Source organism: Sandarakinorhabdus sp. FBCC-B8862 (assembly GCF_059745315.1).
The window spans coordinates 1,983,040-2,001,231 of record NZ_CM185574.1 but is presented as its reverse complement, the minus strand read 5'-3'; the positions used below and the strand labels follow the sequence as shown (position 1 = coordinate 2,001,231).

Sequence of the window (18,192 nt, the reverse complement as noted above, 5' to 3'; positions counted from 1 at the left end):
TCACGAAATTGACGCATGGTCTCTAGAATAAAGCACACCATTTCAGTCCATGAACTGAGAAAATCAGCCCCCGGACCCAGAAATAAGCCGCCATCAGCCGTCGGAAGAAACACACCGAGCTCAACGGCCGCCCGTCTACCGTGGTTCGGGCCTCTCAAACTGATCGATACAGTTGGTGCATCTGCGACTGGCGCGCGCGCACTTGCGTGAGAACCGAAGCTCTGATCCATGGCATATCTCGGATTGAACAACCGGCACACCCGGCCGCCTGCCCTCTTGCGGCAAAGCGCTTAACAACTTCCTGCAAAAATTCGATGATGGATGTATCTTGAAATGCCGTTTGCCAAAATGGAGTCAGTTGGTCACACGCCGCGTAAGGCTCCAGGTTCGATCGCACCGCTAGGCTGCTGGACCGCAACGCGCTCTAAGGACAGGACCTCATCATTGGTCATGTCATACCATTTCGCCAGCTGGTCATCGCGAAGAGACTTGCCGGTCTCACCACGATACTGCCTTGCCCAACCAACAAGCATAGCCCGCCCAGGTAGGATCGCGACCCGACCATCTGGCAAATTCATGCGCCAAAGATTGCCTTGCTCTTCCTCAAGCCGATGCTTAATGGCAAACTTGTCTAGTCGGTCATGCGAGGGTTCCTGCGCCGCAGCGTTGAAATCCAGCCGCAAGTTTTGAAGCAGATGGGCATAGAGATCTCGTGGTGGCAGCGGCGGAGGTGGCGCGTTAGTGGGCACCGAGGGAGCAGGCTCTGAGGATCGCTCCCACAACGGGAAATAGCCGGTCGGCATTTCAGGTCGCGGCGCTACTGCGGGCGTTGGTACAGGCCTAACTACTGGGCTCCTACTCTCCAGCGCGCTCAAGCGGCTCTGAAGCTCCTGAACCGTTAGAACCAACCTGCCCAAGCTGTTGGATTCCGATTCGAGCTTCCTCAGTTGAGACTCGGCCTGGGCACCGGCAGCTTCAGCTTCTGTAAGCCAGTTGCGGATAGCTTTGATCTCGCGTCGCGCTTTGCCAATTACAAAGAGCGCCACACCAGACAGGCTGAGGGCAATTAAAGCGATGCCAATGGCAATGATTGAGGGGTTATCCAGTGTCACGGGTTACCGACCTCAACACGCAGGAACTGGTCCCGCTGGTCCTGTGGATGCGCAAGCATATCGACCAGCAGGTGTAGAGCCTCAATAAACGGTGGTGTTACCGGCCGCGTCAACTGGGCTTCGTTTACCATCTCTTTAATGGCCCCCCGCGCCATCGTATCTTTTGCGCGAAGAGTGCCACCCTGACTTATCGTGAGATTGATCCCCGTGGCAGTCCTAAGTGCTCCGAGGAACGTGTCGAAATCGCCCATCTTGACCGCACTCGGCCGCTTACCAGCAATCTGAAGCAAATCCGCATCTGGCCCGAGGTCGCCGCCGGTTTGCAACTCCACCCCGATACCCAACGGCAAGAACCCGTCGGCTTTGTTGGCGGACGGCGATGCATCATGCAGAAGGCCGCGCGCAACTTCCTGCTTCGGATTAACGGAAAAGATCATTTCTGGCGCTTCGCCGTCGACACCGGCACCGGAAAGCAAAAGCTTAGTCAAATGTTGCTGATCAGGCTTTGTTAACAGCCGGAAATAGCTGGAACCACGACCTGCCATCAGAATGGTTGGATCGGCCAACAGCTTTGTATCAATACGGCCACTGGCAACCAAATGATGCAGCACTCGACCTGTATACCATAGTAACCCGCCAAGGGCGGTAGAGGCTGTGACCTGCAAGCGCTGGAGATCAGGATCGGCGCCAGCCGTGTTGTGCATGAATTTCTTCAGCTGATCGCTGAAGGTGGCCTTGCTGGCCGCCAACTCGATCAGCAGGCGGCGCTGCTTACGGTGGGCATCATCGCTAGGAAGATCGGAGGTAGGGTCAGCCCCACCCATCTGTGCTTTCTGCAACAGGCCGCTGTTGCGTTCCAGCCAGTTGGAGAAGAAGCTCCCTGCCGCAAGCCGCACTGAGCCGCGCCATAACGCTTCCTTATGCAGATAGATCGCGATATCGGTGGTACCGCCTCCGATATCGAGCATCACAGCCAACTGGGCCGGTGCATTAAAGGCTTGCTCTGTGTCATCGCAGAAGTAGGTCATGGCAGCTTCAGCTTCGGTACGATGCTCAACCCGCGCCTTGGTCGAGAGCGTTTGCACGACCTGTTCAGTCATCAACTTGAAGTAAGCGGTTTCACGGTCAGTGAAGGCCTGAGGGTAGGAGAACCGCCAATTGATGTGGTCAGGTGTGACACCCTTGTCACGCAGCTCGGCGGCAACTCGGAGCACCAGATCCTCAAGGAACCTGAGAGCAGCGACGTTGTTGCCACCATCACCTGTGGGGCCCGCCTGCCACTTGAGACCGGCTTTCAACTGCTGATTGCCGACCCACCGCGCAATGTCGCCAACTGCCATGCCTTGTGCCGGCGGAACGAATAATGCCTGGGCAGCGCGGGGCCACTCAGCGGCTCTGGCAGGTGTGCTGTCTCGCAGTTTCAGCATCGTCGGGAAAGGCATGGCCAAGTCGATGCCAGCGAAGAAATCCACGAGCGTCACATATTGCTGCTGAGCCCAATTCTTCACTTGGGACGGGTCGACCGCAATGACCGGTGATGTGCGCGCCTTTAGCGTAGCTGGCTGAGACGTACCGTTCACATCCACGTACGCAATGCTGCTCGTGGTACCAAAGTCGATCGCGACCTTTGCATGCTGATTGGTTGTAAGCTCCGGTGGCGGACGATTGACCAGAACCAGCCCGCAAGCGCGCTCTAGGCCCTCATGCTGCACAGCAACGGCTATCGCTTCGACGCCCATCTTCGTGATTTGCCATTCGCCGCGTATCTGCGACGAGTCGGCAAAACGCATCCGCTGCAACCAAGCTTCACCTTGGTCGGGTAGCTGGCCCGTCTCCTGAGCACAGAGCTTTCGTAGCACTGCTCCTGAGCCCCAGCCGGCAGCACGTTCGTTCCGACCAGACCCAGCGGCATGCAAGTCTGCCAGGATCAACCGCAGCGAGACAGCGGCCTGAGGCAGAACCTCGGCAAATGGGTTGGCTGCGCTCTGCACGAAATCAAAGGGCCAATCTCCTGTCGCAAAATTAGGCCAGACAGCCATGGAGCTGTCGATATCCGCACGCTGGATCTGGTTGGGCTGCCAACGTCGCCGAAGCGTATGCAGCCGTCCATCCTCAAGACGGACCTCAAAGGTGGCTTCACGATCTTTGCCATTAGCCGTGAGGCGGACAGCGCTCCGAAGTCGATCGCCATCAGCCAGCAAGAGCGCCAACGGCGTTACTGGCAGCGGAACTGGGCAATCGGGTCCATGGGCAGCAGGCGGTGTGCCGTCAGAATCCACAACACACGGCGTCCAAAGTTCGTCTGCCGTGATGGCCAACCAGCCATCCTGCGCGGCTTTCGCCTTTACGCGCGCCGGATCATTCAGCGCGTCCTTGAGTGTGAGCTCACGGTAGACATGAATAGATGCAGCCGACCCTCCTAACGTCCGCGGCAGATCTTCATCGATCAACACGACGCCGCCGAATGGTGCCTGATCATTCACGGGGCGCAGCGCCAACTGCGTATGGGAGAAGCCAATACTAAACTGAGCTGGGTCAATCTCGAAGCTTCTATCGAGGACACTGTGCAGCCCTGTAAACGGCAAGTTCAATCGACGAGCGCGAACAGCCAGACGCCGGCCACACTGGCCGCTGCCAATCTGCGCCTCGATATCGCCGGCGAAAGCTTGCAGCTCGCGGGCAAGACTACCCCAGAGCCTTCCATCCACCCCCTGCCCCGTCAAAGCATCCACAATGCCGTTGGCATAGTCAGCAATGATGCCGAGGTCTGTAGCCGAAAGGTCGGAGGCAAGCGGATCGGCGAGGCCTTTATCCGCAAAAACAACACCAGGGATACGCAAAGCTGTGGCGCTGTGGCCCGCAGCCACCAAGGTGTCGGGCGTCAGCATAGCCACATCAACGCTCTGACCGCCCTTAGGGGTGATCCTGAGCAGGACCGGCTTCAGCCAAGTTTCCTGTGCAGAAGCGGCATGAATGCCCTCAGCTGGCGACAGCTCGGAAAGTACACCGCGCCAGCGGGGGTTACCGGCATTGAGCGGCACCTCTCGCAGGCTGAGCATGTATTCACCGGAAAAGCGCGGTTGCAAGGCCAGCAGTGCAAGCAACGCGCGCCATTGGCGCCGTGTGCGGGCATGCAGTTGGTGTCGGTTGTTGAACAACGCCTGACGCCATGCGCGGACCGGTGCCCAGGCATCCGGAACACTCTTGATGACCGCGTCGTCAGCCTGTTGGCTGATATTCAGATCAGCGGCCAACTCCTTCAGGTCTGGCAGTTCCAGCCACTGCCCAGAGACAGCAGGCCGCCCCAGCTTTTGATGTGTCAGGCCGGGCAAAAGAAAATGAGGCATCAGATGCTCCCCTTAACTGCACAGCCGCGGTGGAGCGCCGTCATGAACATACCCAAGCCTGGCGCATCCTCATTGCCCTCCCGGCCAATCTCCGTGAGAAGACTGGCTGCATTTCCTGGGTCGAGCTTGCCTTCAGCGGGAACGATCAAATCATTAAATGCAGCTTCGTACGCCTTCTCATCAGCCAGATTCTTCAACTGAACAGGCATAGGCGGTTCACTGGTATTGATCGGCGCAGCCAATTGCTTGTCCGTTCTCCAAAGGTTGAACGACTGCCCCGATCCCCGAGCATAAGCCTCCACCATAGCCGCCCATTCAATCAAATGAACTAGATAACGATCCAACGCTTCGACGTGCATGCCTGTATTGTCGGACAATTTGCCAAGGTTCTGTGCCTTGGCCCATGCATCTCTCAAAAAACCCAATCGCTTCTTGGGATTGAGCGCCAGAGGTTCCCAATATCGCCACGCCGTTGCAAGCCTCAGCAAGCGCCCAAGCTTCTCATAGGCTTCGACTTCCGGAAGATCTGACCAGTTCCAGCCACCGGCCTGTTGCAGTGCTGTGGCGAACACTTTCGGGCCGTCAGCGCTCGAACCATCTTTGAGGAAGCGACAGCCGCCCAAGGCTGCGACCAGTTCCACTGCAAGTGCCGGATTGCTCTGCGAGTCGCCTTGCGGGGCATGATAGCCAAGCCGCGTGTACGGTTGCGAGCCGACAAGGTAGAGGTCGCTGAACAGCGCGCCATGTGGCGAGGTCAGTTCGGCATAGTGCTCAAGAGCACTGCGGGTCTGCAGCAACAGCTCTTCCTGTCGTGCCACGTTGGCCGCATCGCCATGTGCATCCTGATCAGGATCTCGAAAATCAAAATAGGGCAGCATCAACACACCGCCGATGCTGAGGTTGCTGCCCATACGCATCTTGGCAGCGTGGTTACGGATCAAGCGCGCCAAAGTCGGAAAGCCAGCCGCTCCGGTCCCACCAAACAAGCTGCCCATCAACAGCACCCGAACGGGATTGCCGTTCAGTGCCGGCGCCATTGCCTGGGTTAGTTCAGTCCAAAAGTCAGGCTGAGGCGTATCGCGGATGGCAGTGGTCAAAGCGGTAGCCCCAACATTGGGCCTGGCGCGATAGCCACCGCCAAGGCCCATGTCCTGCTCAGTCCGAGGGCAATAGAGGAGATCGAATAGGGCCTTGTCCTCCGCGTCCATCGGCCCCAGGAGTTTGGACAAAGTGCTACCGCCGTCGTGCGGCGTCCAACGGGACGCCAACGTCAAACTATGAGCGAAGAGATCATCGGTAACGACATGTGGTTGGCCTGGTGTCCGCCAAAGCTTGCGGCAATTCTCATAAGCTTTGGCAACGCGCTCTAGCCGGGCCGTGTTGCCGTTGCCACTGTCCTGATCGACGGGGAACAAGTGGACGTCATTCGGACCGATCCCGGAAGCGACGAGATGAGTAAGGGCTTCGCCGAGTTTTGCACCGGTCCCCCCCATAGTGATGACAATGGCTTTGGTCATGGCGCTCACTCCATCCCGAACGGCACGCTGTTGCCGCCAAGCACCGATGGGCGCAAACGGTGCGGTGTTGCCAGAAGGCTGGCCAGCCACCACGTGATCAGCAATATCAATACGATGGTGGCGCAATAGCCCAGCTTGCCGACCTCGACGATGTAAGTCGCCACTTCGTCACTGGCCGTGGCAGAATAAGCCAGAACAGCAACAAGCACGATCTGCGCAAGGGTCAAGCCCCACCAAGGCACAGACAAATTGCGAGCTGACTGAGGACCAACCACGGTTGGCAGTTTCGCTGCCACAATGAACGTCCATATGGTGCCCAGAACGATTGTAGCTAGGACGCCATACCAAATGGCCTCCACTAGCCGGCCTGTAACCTGCTCACGGACTGTGTCGACAAGCACGTTTCCCTGACTGCTCTGGGTTTGGCCTGCGTCACCGTGAACCTCTGGCAAGGCAGACTCACCAAACTCATTCTCATCCGCAGCACCAACTTCGGACGTTTCAGCGAGCCTGGTCTGCTGAGTGCTGGATGCGTCATTCAAGACTGACGGGTCCAGCCAGCGAGTGTCAGTCAACTGCGCATTCATGCCCCACCACAGTACAGCGCCAGCCAACAGCGGCAGCAGCAGAACCGAAAGAAGGGAGACAACCCAGTGCTTTCCGGTCATTCTTTCACCTTCAGGTTAAACTGAAACATTTGGTTCGGGCGGAATGGCAGCTCAACACTACCTTTCCTCCCAAATGGCACTTGGCGCGCCAATTGATCGTCGCCCGCTTCAAGTATGTCCGCCAATACTGCCAACTGGAGCGCCTTCACGAAACCTGGCTGAGGCTTCTCCGATGACGACATGCTCCAGTCCCGCAGCCACTTGGTGTCTGGATTGGGACGAACAAGCCCCTTGTTGCCCATAAGCGCCGTCACCCGATAGCTACCGGCCGGTAGACCCTTCAACGAAGCAGCATCTAACCGAAACTGCAGACTGCGCTTATCGTTCGCCCCCCACCAAACAGGCAAAGGTTTCGGCAGAAGCTGCCAGCCTCGTTGGCTGTTCTGGAGTTCGACTAGCGCGGTCCCGATCAGGGGGCCTTGCCAGACGGTACCGGGCAGCAGCTTCTCCCTACCGGCTACCATCCGCTCAAGCCGCCCCTGCTGTTGAGCGAAGAGCTGCTTGTCGATCTGGTAGGCCCCTAGATTACCTGAGATACCCCCGCCCAACGTTATAGGAGGCGCCACGGTCCGAGGGCGCCCCCGCCCCCGGAACAGCGCAACATTTAGCCGCTTGCCTGCGAACGACGGCGCCCCACTACCGCGCAAGCCTTGGACCAATCGAACCAGATCGGCTTCCGGGCCAACAGCGAGGATGAACAGAGGCCGCTTGGTAGCGCTAGCAAAACTGCCACCGGCTAGCCCAGGAACGTTCGTTATTCTGCCCTGGAATGACGCCTCAATGCCAAGAATGGCCACGGCCCGCCCCTCCTCCAGCATTCCCTTAAGTGGCACCCCCAACGCCACCGCCGGATCGGCATCCATCTCATTGCCATCAAGCCACAGATCGCTAACAATCAAGCTCAAGCTTCCGATTGGTTGCCTTCGAACTTCTGCCAAGACCTTGTCGACACGGCTGTCCTGATTGCCGCACGGCGAAGCCGTTGGCTTGGAATAGACCTCGGGCTTGCTGAAGGCGTCTACATCACCGGTGATCAGAGCGATCGTGTTGCCAAAACAGCGCCATTTAAGCGCCGATTTCGGCGGCGTACCAACGCCATTTGTCAAGAGGGTCAGGAGGTCACCTATGGGCTTCTCGTTGAAATGCGGCCGAACAAAACCAGCCATCGTTCCCGAAGCATCAAGGTAGACGTTCAAAGTTGGCACAGAAGGTGGAGCGATAGCGGCCAAAGGCGCTGCCGCTATGAGAAGCGGCATAGCCAACGACACCCACAGCCTCTTGCTTGCCACGTAGCCCATGCACTCACCCCCATCCTGATACATGACTGGACCGTTATGGCGCTTTATGGCAACCCCCAAATCACAGCAAGACCAGCGAGGGCAGTTGTTCCACATGGATTTGTACACGGTTCTTCTCGTTGCAACGATCATTGGGATCTTTGTGCTGGTCCTCGGCACCGCTTCTACATGGAGGCAATTTCGAACCCGGATAAATGCGTTCGTAACAGCGACCGAAAGCGATCGGCGCGAACTCTCGAGGTGCATGTCGGCGTTGCCTGCCAACGACGAAACATATGCCCAGAACGATGACGAATCAGGTAACGCTCCGCAGCACCTCTCCATATTGATCTCAAACGATTTCCTGGCTGGACGTCGTGGAGGTGGCCCGCTCGGGTTGGCCTGGCGGGAACTCGAGCAAAGCCTGTTGCTCACCAGCCGAGGGCAGGCGCTGAGCCGGAGTCCGCAAGACCTCTTTTCGCCGGAACTGTTGTACCAAAAGGACGTCGATCTCCGCCGTTTTGAGGCTTACCCAAACATCCTAGTTGGTGCCGGCTTGGCCACGACTTTTATCCTGCTGGCATTGACGATCGGCGTGGGCGTGACCACCCTGAACGCGACGGATACCCAATCAATTACAGCGATTGTGCCACTTCTGGAGGCGAGCGCTCTCAAGTTCCTGACCTCCATCTTCGGGATCGGCTGTTCAATCTGGTTCATAGGAGCTCGCAATCAGGGCGTGCTTCGTGCTGAAACTGCACTCACAGAACTGGCTGATACGATTGCGAGCGCGCTGCCTCAGGTGAGCCAGCAAGCCCTGCTGGCTGATCTGGTGATTCGGTCGGCTGAACAGAATCGCCTAACCAGGGCGCGTAACAGGGACTTGGCGGCGGCAGTGGCGGCGTCTGTACGACAAGAGCTGGAAAACGGCCTGGTAGCTGCGCTGACTCCCATTGCGGATCGGATGACCGACCTGTCACAGCAGGTCGCGGAGGTGAATGCCAAGCAGATCGAAATGATGGCAGCCGCTTTCGCGCGCGATCTGGGTATCGCCATTGAGAAGTACAGTCGAACACTTGCGGAACAGCTTGAGACTGCGGTGACCCGATTTGCCGAGGTGCCGCCAGCCATTAAAGCGGCTGCCACGGCCTATGCGGAAGCGGTTGATGACAGCGTGTTACGCATGCGGAACGGTGCAGACAACGCGGCTGAAGTTTACAGTGGCATCGAAAAACTGTTGCGCGATCTAACGGCTGCTGTGACTGCCGCAGACCAAAGGCTTATGAAATCGGTCCAGGGCTTTCGAGGCGAATTGGAAGACGGTGCTGAAGGTTTGCGTACAGCCCGACAAGCACTCGTAGATGCTTTACCGGTTGTGGACGCCGTGCGCCACGCAGCACCTGCTGGCGCGGCGCTGAATGAGGCCGCAAAGCTATTCGAACGTGCCGGTGTCGAGGTGGCTCCCGCATTGTTGGCCTGGCAACAAGGCCTAGTTGGCTTGGATCAAGGACTAGCCAACGTTATCGATCGGATCGATTCCCTTCTGGACAAGGTTAACCCAGAAGGCGGAACCTCAATCCCACCCTTTCCTCCCAATGAATCATTCAACGCCAGCCGGGCGCCTGAAACCGCGGATAAAGTGGTCCCGCCGCCAAGCCCGGGCAACCCAGAGGTCAGGACATTCGCACCACGGCCAGCATCGCCTGAGCTGCCAGCTGCAGACCCCGAGGCTCGCCAATGAGCCGGGCTCGCCGCACCGTTCCAGCCGACAACTTCTATGCGTCAGTTACTGATCTGGTGATCGGCTTCCTGTTTATCTTCATTATCCTGCTCGTGTCATTCGCTATAGGGTTCCGGATCGAACGGAACAAGCTCCAGCGAGCAGCGGAACTCCAGCAAAAAGCCCGCGAACAGCTGCTGCTGGCTGTGGTCAATGCAGCGGGCCTGGATCCACGAGAACAGACCGCGCTGAACGAGGGAATCATCCGACTTCCGCAGGACACGTTGTTCGCCGACAATAGCGCGACCTTGCGGCAGGGTGCCGAGCCCACCCTTAGGCGACTAGCAACTGCGTTACAGGGCAAGGTACCCTGTTACACTCGGAACCGCACCGACACATGTCCCAAAGATAGTGCGCCCGTGCTCGATGCCATCTATATCGAGGGACACACAAACAGCCTGCGAGCCAAGGCTCCTTGGAAAGACAATTGGGAGCTCTCAGCTGCACGCGCGACGCGGGTTCGTGAAACCTTGGTCCAAACGGCACCTCGGCTTGGCGAACTCTTGAATGCAGATGAGAAGGTCAGGGTGCCTTTGCTCGGGATCAGTGGCTATGCGGACAGCCGCCTGGTCGTCACAGACAATCCGGCTGCCGCTGAGAACCGTCGCGTAGACCTCCGCTTTACGATGGTCCCACTCAATTGATGAATACTGGCCCACAAATCGCCCAACAGCGTCTTACGGTGCTTAACAATCACGTTGAGACGTTAACCTCCGAACTGGAGGCACTGGCAGCTAAGAGGCGACTTTCCGACCATGACATCCGCAAGTCACCGGCTCGCCGCGGCAGTGAGACCAGTATCGAAAATGGTGCCCAAAGCAGAGCAAAAGGGTGGCCGGGCACGGCAGGGAGTTCACGCACTCCCGGTACCGGCGGCCACAAGTCCGGGGATAGCCGAGACGAAAAGAGCAGCGCCGAGCCAGCCGCGCCGCCGATAGCTGCGAATGTATACCCAGATCCGGAGATCTTCACTGAATTCGATCGCATCGCACGCCAGCATTTGCTGATCTGGTTAGCCATCTGCCTAGCAATGCTGTGTATTGATATTGGATTGCCTTATGCCATGTTACAAATTTAATTAATATTTATCCTTGTGATAATCGGCAATTCGTCATTTTTGACGGCATAGTAGCTGTCCTCTGCTTTTGCAGATTGGGCTTTACCGATAGGTTCGAGCACGAGGCGCCGATTGAACTAGGCCGTGTACCCATAAACGGGATTCCCAAGGCGGTGAGGTTCTGATTCAAGGTTTCCGGAAGGGAGCCGTAGCCATCCGGCGAAGGCCGCGGAACGGGGATATCTGGTGGGAAGCGGACGTTGAGGCGGCCGTCGTAGTTGCTCACGATAAGGACGTGTTCGAGCCGAAGCCTACCGCCCGTGCCGACATGACGGCCGGAACGCTATACGCCCTCGCTGGCGATGGTGGCTGGGTCTATTATGGGCAGGTCACGCCCGAGAAGAAGGTTGGCTTTTTTCGGCGACGCGACCGGGAGGCAGTTGCGCCCGCATTTGTACTCACTGAACCTGTCATGGCGGTGACCAGCGTAGGATACCCGTTGACCTGCTTCCTGTTTCCTGGACCGTTCTGAGCTGGAAGATTCCAGTTTAGGAAGATGGCCGGGAGACGGAGGAAGCGATGAAGCGATCGAAGTTCTCGGAGGCGCAGATTGCCTTCGTGCTGAAGCAGGCGGAGGATGGAACGAGCATCGGGGAGGTCTGCCGGAAGGCGGGGATCAGCGAGGCGACGTTCTACAACTGGCGGAAGAAGTACGCCGGATTGATGCCGTCCGAGATGAAGAGGCTTCGCCAGCTGGAAGAGGAGAACGCCAAGCTCAAACGGCTTGTCGCGGATCTGAGCCTGGACAAGGCGATGCTGCAGGATGTCGTGTCACGACCCGAAGGGCGGCGCAGCCAACGCTCTGAGGCCTGCTCGGCGGCGGCAGCTGTTGGATGAGGTTCGCAACGCGTGGCAGGTGAGCATCAGGCGGGCCTGCGGCGTGCTTCGAGCAGAGCGATCCAGTTACCACTACAAAGGCTGTCGGACTGAGCAGGCCGACCTGAAGCAACGGATCAAGGAGATTGCGGAGACGCGGGTTCGATACGGCTATCGCCGGATCCATGTGCTGTTGCGCCGGGAGGGCTGGGACGTGAACGGGAAGCGGATCTATCGCCTTTACAAGGAGATGGGCTTGCAGCTGCGCCGCAAGCCACACAAGCGCCGGGTGAAGGCAAAGCTGCGTGAAGGCCGCTGCGCGGCAACTGGGCCGAACGAGACCTGGTCAATGGACTTTGTTCATGACCAACTGGCGACAGGCCCGAAGCTGCGCATCCTGACGATCGTCGACACGTTCAGCCGTTATGCACCGGCGGTCGTGCCGCGGTTCCGGTTCCGGGCATCCGACGTGGTCGAGGTGCTGGAACGGGTCTGTGCCCAGGTGGGCTATCCTGGGTCGATCCGCGTTGACCAAGGCAGCGAGTTCATCTCCCGTGAGCTCGACCTGTGGGCCTACATGAAAGGGGTAACGCTCGACTTCAGCCGGCCCGGCAAACCGACGGATAATGCCTTCATCGAGTCCTTCAATGGTGACGTGCACCCCTGATTGGTACCGATCAGAAGTAGAGTCCTGTGCTTTGATGGCTGATGGTTGATGTGATGGCAACGGGGTTGGGGGCATGCCCCCAACCCCGTTGGCCGGCGATCTCGGCAGGGGCGCATCCGCCCAGTTTCGAGTGCGGCCTGACGGTGTTGTAGTCGTGCTTCCAGGCCGCGAGGATCGATCTGGCGTGCGCCAGCGATGTGAACAGGGTCTCGTTCAGGCATTCGTCGCGCAGCCGGCCATTGAAGCTCTCCACGAAGGCGTTCTGCGTCGGCTTGCCCGGCATGATGTAGTGCCATTCCACCTGCCGCTCCTGTGACCAGCGCAGGATGGAGGTCGAGGTCAGTTCGGTGCCATTGTCGCTGACCACCGTCAGCGGCTTGCCGCGGACGGCCGCCAAGCTGTCCAACTCCCGCGCCACCCTTGCACCGGACAGCGACGTGTCGGCCACCAGCGCCAGGCACTCACGCGTGAAGTCGTCGACCACGCACAGGATGCGGAAGCGCCGGCCGCAGGCGAACGCATCACTGACGAAGTCGAGTGACCAGCGCTGGTTCGGCCCCTGCGGCATTGTCATAGGTGCCCTGGTGCCCAACGCCCGCTTGCGGCCGCCACGGCGGCGCACCTTCAACCCTTCTTCCCGGTAGATCCGCAGGAGCTTCTTGTGGTTCGGCGCATGCCCTTCGCGCGCCAGCAGATACCCCAGGCGCCGATAGCCGAACCGCCGCCGTTCGCCAGCCAGCTCACGCAACCTGGTGCGCAAGCCAGCATCATCGGGACGGGTCGGTTCATATCGAACCACCCGCCTCGCGACACCGATCAGACGACACGCCCGCCGCTCGCTCAGCCCGAACGTCTCCCGGGCATGGGCGACCGCATTCCGCTTCGCGTCGGGCGTCACCATTTTTTTGAGCTGATGTCTTTCAACACGGCGATATCCAGCATCGCCTCCGCCAGCAGCTTCTTCAGCTTGGCGTTCTCATCCTCCAGCGACCGAAGCCGCTTGGCCTCGGACACCTCCAGGCCACCGTACTTGGCCTTCCATTTGTAGAACGTCGCCGAACTGATCCCGTGCCGCCGGCAGACCTCGGCAGTCGCCATGCCCGCCTCCTGCTCCTTCACGATCCCAATGATCTGCTCGTCCGAAAACCTGCTCCGCTTCATTCGTCCGTCTCCTCGAGAAACGGACTCTACCCAAAAATGGGACCAATTCAGGGGTGCACGTCAACGGCTATGCGGAATCGTTCAACGGCCGGATGCGTGACGAACTGCTCAACGAGACGCTGTTCCTCAGCCTCGACCATGCCCGCATCGCAATCGCTGCCTGGGTCGAGGACTACAACCAGGAGCGGCCACACTCGGCCCTTGGCTACGAGACCCCAGCGGCGTTCGCCGCTCAACTGAACAAGCAATGGCCTGCTCCGCTGCGCCCTTCGGGCTCCGCTCCACAGGCCATTGCTTCCACCGCGCCCATGCGCAACAACAATCGACCGGCTCTAATCCCCGCTGGATGAAATCAGGGGGTCAGGTCAAACCCCTCCTGGATTATTTCAAACGGTCAGGTCACAGCAGCTACAATTCCTATCTTGGGATGGCGTCTGCCGACGGAACGGCAAAAGGTTCCTTCTCCTCCTCGTTTAGTTCCCCTGGCGTCACAAGGAAGACCTGTCGATCGGAGACGGCGTTCAGATCTATGGTCAGCTCGGTGGAAAGCGCCGCTTGTCGACTTAGGGGGTTAGACACAGCAGTGAGCGTCGCCGCCTCACGGCCCTCGTTGTCAAACATGACTCGATAGACCCAATATCTATCAGCATAGCGATTGGCTGCTTTAACCTCATTGGACGTTAAACGCACTCCGCCCGACTTCACTTCGATGAATCTGGCCACCAGATGCTCGTCCAGCGTATCCTCGAAGGCTTCCTTATCGTCGGTCGTGAGGAATGAAAGTAAATCGCAGCCAAATGCATCCTCGCCTTGAAGGTGGGCCACCTCGAGCGGATGCCGATTTTGCTGCTTTTCAAATAGCGCCGCCCAAGTTTCCGCGTCGCCTGACTTCGAAGGGTCCCGCGGCGCACGTCCCAAATTGCCTGACCCACGGCTGACCCTTAAGGCTGACTTGCGGGATGCGCGTGCTGCGGAATTGTCGGGTTCAATGGCGCGCGCGTTCACGGCATCAGGATTTGTGTTCTCGGTTGGCGCGAGCGGTGGCGGTTGGTCCAGTATAGGAGGGTCGGTTGCGCCCTGTTTTGCAGTGGTCGGCGGGACTACAAGTCGAGAAGGATCGAACCGTGGCGGTGCAGGCGTCCCTGGATCGTCGATTTCTCCAAAAAGGGCGTCGAGTTCATCGTCCGAAAAATTTGGCAGGAACTTTCGAAACATAATTCGCCGCGATGCATCATCTGTCATGGCGAACATGGTGGCGAGGTCGGCCCCGTTCTGAATCTCGAACAGTTCCGCGAGGCCGTCGCCGACGGCGCTTGCTGACAAATGGAAGAGTTTTCCAATTTCTATCGCCGGTTCGATTCTTACATAAAGTTTGTTATCATCAAGTAGGTGCGACCACGACTCCAGAGGGCCGGCAAATGCCTTCTCTCGTAAGCTCACCTTCAGCGACATCTCTGTAACCGGGACCAGTTGAAGTCGCTCAAGTTGACGCAGCGACGACGTGTCGGACGACACTGCTGACCGCAGCGCCCTGATAAATTTTTTGCATTCAGCGAACCGATGGGCGAGCAAAGTTCGGTCTGGCTCGGGCGCGGCGCAGCATGTTGTAATCTCGATCGAGAAATCCTGGCGGCCCAGCGACTGAACACCGAATCGTTCAGACACTTGTTTGGCGCCTCGACGGGTTGGCAGATCGATGAGCGGAAGATGCTCCCGCACAGATGAGGGGATGCCATCGCGGTCGACGTAAAATGTGGCGCCGGGAGAGAGCCATTCAACAACACGGCCGCGGCGAGCTTGAATCGTACCTGTTTGCCTGAACTTCTCTAAGGCAGCGCCCCCGCGCTCAGCCGTGAAGTCATCCAGCTCGAGTATATGGAGATAGAAACGCCGAACCAGATCTGGTTCAAAACCCCTGTCCTGAAGGCCATGAAGCAACCGATATATCTCTGACTCTGACAGATCCTGAAGGGTTGCCGGTATTGAGGCGTTGGCCAAACCTTTCGCCCAAAGTGTGTGATCGAGCGAAAGAGTCGCCGCGATACCGTCTGAAGGCGGCCTGGGTCTAACAAACAGTCCAACTAAGCGGCCTGGGTCCCTCATGGCTTGGGCAGGCGCCCGCCTCTGGCCATCGATGCATTCGAGCCAGGGTGCGGCCCGAATCTGCAGACGTACTAGATCCGGCAAACTCCCTCGATAAGTTCGGAATTTCGCATTGCCATTCTTGCGCGCTTCGAGCGAGCAGGAGAATTGGTAGCCAGTAGCAGCGTCGAACCGAGAATCTCGAGCGAGCCACGCGACGATGGCATCGCTGTTTGCCGAGCCTAAGATGTCATTGAGGCCAACGATGGTTGCTGCTCTAAAGCGAGCAGAGTGGCCTAAAGATAGATCGCTTCGTCCGATATCTTGACGAGCCCCTTTGTCGTCAACAACTTCGAACTTATCCGGTAAGTTCTCAAGGAGCGCTTGCCAATGGTTCGAGCCTCCACTGACTTCATCGAGCTTTGGCCATTGGTTGGCGCCTATCCAGTCGAAGAATCCACCTGGGTCGCGTAGACCGTCCGTCAGGCCTTGATCGCTGAGAGGCGCCAACAACAAATCGGGACGAGCAACATAGAGAGCTTCGTTGATTCGCCCTGATAGGCCGTAGCCTTCGGAATGGTGCAGGTCCCTTGTTGGCCTCCATATTCCGTCTTTCGCACAGGCCATGACCGATAATTGAGGAAATCTCGGGACGGCCGCTCCCTCTCGGTTATAAATCCCGGCGAGCGTTGACAGCAACTCGCGGCGTATGTGCGTGTCGACCCCAGCCCGGCTGCGTTCGATCAGCCGTTCGGCTTGCCGGACTAGAGAGCGCACAACGCCATCGAGGTTGTATTCCTCAACACCGAAGGACCTCAGCCGTAAGATCTTCTCGCGAGGCGTCCCTGGCAGAGCGGCGCTCAGTCGGTCCCAAAGTGGGCCGTTAAGGAACTTTGCTCTTGCCCAGCGAGGAAGTACTGGCGGGCTTCCGCTCGTCGGTAGCGGAAAGCAGCTGTTACTGGCCTTCAGCGGGCGACCACGTTGGTCGATCAGAAATGATCTCAAGTGAAACTGGTCTGGAAGGTTCTGAGCGATGCCGGCTATCACGCTGGCGCGTTCATCAAGGTCCAGGTCTGCTGTTCGAAGTACATCGATGGCTTCATCTGGCGCCATGCGCTTTACGCCCAGCGCGCTTAGAACAGCATGATCCCTGTCCGAATTGCAGCGCGCTAGCCCAGGGAACAAACGTTTCGGGAGGAACTCTTCATAACCCTTAGGAGCAAGACGGGTCCTATCTGCGCACACGTGCTCGCTATTGATCGTCGCGATAATCGGCCACCGCGCCGCATAGTCATAAACCGCTTTTTGGAATGGCTTCAGTGGCTCCGGGAATGTCTCGTCCGCATAAAGAAATTCCAGTGCGTTTCGGACGGCGCCCTTTTGGCGCAGATCTGACAGTATCATCGCGTAAAAATCCGCGAACTTGGTCAACACTTCATCATTCAGATTAGATTTATCTTTCAAGGCCTTCCGATTGGATGTTATCTCCAAGGTAGCGTGAAAAAGGGCAGGAAATGGCAGGGAAACACTGGTTGGAAAAAAGCAATGCAGTTTGTGGCGTGTATTCACCGCATCTGTCCGTAGGGCGACCGCGAGTTCGTAACGGCCTGGTTGATCTGCGGTCCGCTCTGGATTTTCTGCCAGCTCACCTTCGGCATAGCGACAAATCCAAGACTCGGTCGTGAACGCCTCGCCTTCCGTGATCTCCAGCTCAACTTGATCGCCGCTGGTAGGGCTCGTCCTCCAGATACGAGGTTCCGATCCCTCCACTCGAATCTCGATTTCCGTCAATGCTCGGACAAACAAAAGAAACCTGGGCGCGAACTCGGCCGTCTGTTCCTTCGCCATGCTGAAGGCTTGGTCGTCGAAGAATGGCGACGCAATCACAGTATCGTAGCCTGCTTCCCGCAGCTGCCGCACATATGCGACCAACTCCCTGCGCGAATCCGCTGCTTCTATGGTTCCGATGGCTGGGCCGAATAGGGGAAAGGGCAAGATCGGCGCCGGAAGCGGTCGGCCACCAGCTAGAAATCTTGCAATGCTGTCGTGCTGGGCGCCGAGTTCGCGAACAGCCTGCTCGCTGTGTGTTTGAGAGAACGCAAGCTCGAGAGCGCCACTGGAGATAAAGGGCTCACGCGACCAGTTGAGAATAGCTCGGAAACCAAGTCCCTTCGCGCCAATAAGCCCTCGCTTGCGCTGTGGCTTGTCGCTTAGATGTGCTGTCATCAGGGACGAGATCCCGGATGGGCGGAAGGGCTGGCCAGTGTTGGCGACGAAAAGCCCACTTCGCTTTACGTCGATTAGGACACGTCCGTTGCCCCCTGTCTCGACGGCAGCATCTGCTGCATTTTGCACAAGCTCGAGAAGTTCGCGACCCGCGTAATCGCCGCGCACCTGACGTTCGTCATTGAAATCGCGAACGAGCAGAGCGGGCTTTGCGACGTAGGCCGCGACGCTCCCCTCAAGTTCGCGCTTCAGGAAGGCGTTCCATTCAACAGCAGTAGCGAACGGGGTGGATTCCTCGGGTGAAGCTGCGCTTAATTCACTCACAAGGCCCTCTATGTGCGCTGGGTTAATGCCGGCTTGTCAAGAAGAGGAGATGTCAGAGCGACCTTAGATCTGAAATGTCATTCTAACATGATTCCAAT

At 58.2% G+C, this 18,192-nt stretch carries 10 protein-coding genes and 2 pseudogenes; 5 read left to right on the top strand and 7 right to left on the bottom strand.

The window, feature by feature from the left end; all coding sequences use genetic code 11:
* Positions 1-362: 362 nt before the first annotated feature.
* From AC6BOR_RS09740 to AC6BOR_RS09720, 5 genes are read right to left on the bottom strand one after another with little or no spacing between them, the layout of a single operon-like run.
* Entirely contained in the window at positions 363-1,112 is a 750-nt protein-coding gene (locus AC6BOR_RS09740; RefSeq protein ID WP_498058259.1) for a hypothetical protein, read from the bottom strand.
* Positions 1,109-4,459, bottom strand: a complete 3,351-nt coding sequence (locus AC6BOR_RS09735) for a hypothetical protein (RefSeq protein ID WP_498058258.1) — start codon at positions 4,457-4,459, stop codon at positions 1,109-1,111. Before AC6BOR_RS09735 ends, AC6BOR_RS09740 begins: the two co-directional genes overlap by 4 nt.
* Entirely contained in the window at positions 4,459-5,976 is a 1,518-nt protein-coding gene (locus tag AC6BOR_RS09730; RefSeq protein ID WP_498058257.1) for an FtsZ/tubulin family protein, read from the bottom strand. Before AC6BOR_RS09730 ends, AC6BOR_RS09735 begins: the two co-directional genes overlap by 1 nt.
* A gap of 5 nt (positions 5,977-5,981) precedes the next feature.
* The gene (locus AC6BOR_RS09725; protein WP_498058256.1) at positions 5,982-6,644 is read right to left on the bottom strand and encodes a hypothetical protein; all 663 of its coding nucleotides are present in this window, start codon (positions 6,642-6,644) and stop codon (positions 5,982-5,984) included.
* Positions 6,641-7,942 (bottom strand): hypothetical protein, encoded by a 1,302-nt coding sequence (locus AC6BOR_RS09720; protein WP_498058255.1) that lies wholly within the window; start codon positions 7,940-7,942, stop codon positions 6,641-6,643. The genes AC6BOR_RS09725 and AC6BOR_RS09720 overlap by 4 nt, the downstream gene beginning before the upstream one ends.
* 85 nt (positions 7,943-8,027) lie before the next feature.
* Between AC6BOR_RS09720 and AC6BOR_RS09715 the strand changes: the two genes are divergently transcribed.
* The 4 genes and pseudogenes from AC6BOR_RS09715 to AC6BOR_RS09700 all read left to right on the top strand — a co-directional run.
* Complete coding sequence (locus AC6BOR_RS09715) at positions 8,028-9,662, top strand: hypothetical protein (RefSeq protein WP_498058254.1); 1,635 nt, start codon at positions 8,028-8,030, stop codon at positions 9,660-9,662.
* Positions 9,659-10,345, top strand: coding sequence for an OmpA/MotB family protein (locus tag AC6BOR_RS09710; protein ID WP_498058253.1), 687 nt, complete (start codon positions 9,659-9,661; stop codon positions 10,343-10,345). The genes AC6BOR_RS09715 and AC6BOR_RS09710 overlap by 4 nt, the downstream gene beginning before the upstream one ends.
* Complete coding sequence (locus tag AC6BOR_RS09705; RefSeq protein ID WP_498058252.1) at positions 10,342-10,779, top strand: hypothetical protein; 438 nt, start codon at positions 10,342-10,344, stop codon at positions 10,777-10,779. The genes AC6BOR_RS09710 and AC6BOR_RS09705 overlap by 4 nt, the downstream gene beginning before the upstream one ends.
* Positions 10,780-11,337: 558 nt before the next feature.
* Positions 11,338-12,286, top strand: a pseudogene (locus tag AC6BOR_RS09700) (IS3 family transposase); the annotation flags it as partial.
* 25 nt (positions 12,287-12,311) lie between these two features.
* Here the strand turns inward: AC6BOR_RS09700 and AC6BOR_RS09695 are convergent.
* Positions 12,312-13,462, bottom strand: a protein-coding gene (locus AC6BOR_RS09695) for an IS3 family transposase (RefSeq protein WP_498058251.1) whose coding sequence is annotated in 2 segments (ribosomal slippage) — positions 12,312-13,210 and positions 13,210-13,462 — 1,152 coding nt in all. Because the reading frame shifts where the segments join, the coding sequence is not laid out codon by codon here.
* Positions 13,463-13,524: 62 nt separating this feature from the next.
* Between AC6BOR_RS09695 and AC6BOR_RS09690 the strand changes: the two are divergent.
* Positions 13,525-13,812: pseudogene (locus AC6BOR_RS09690) on the top strand (integrase core domain-containing protein); the annotation flags it as partial.
* Between the two features lie 67 nt (positions 13,813-13,879).
* Here the strand turns inward: AC6BOR_RS09690 and AC6BOR_RS09685 are convergent.
* Positions 13,880-18,094, bottom strand: coding sequence for a protein NO VEIN domain-containing protein (locus AC6BOR_RS09685; protein WP_498058250.1), 4,215 nt, complete (start codon positions 18,092-18,094; stop codon positions 13,880-13,882).
* Positions 18,095-18,192 lie beyond the last annotated feature (98 nt).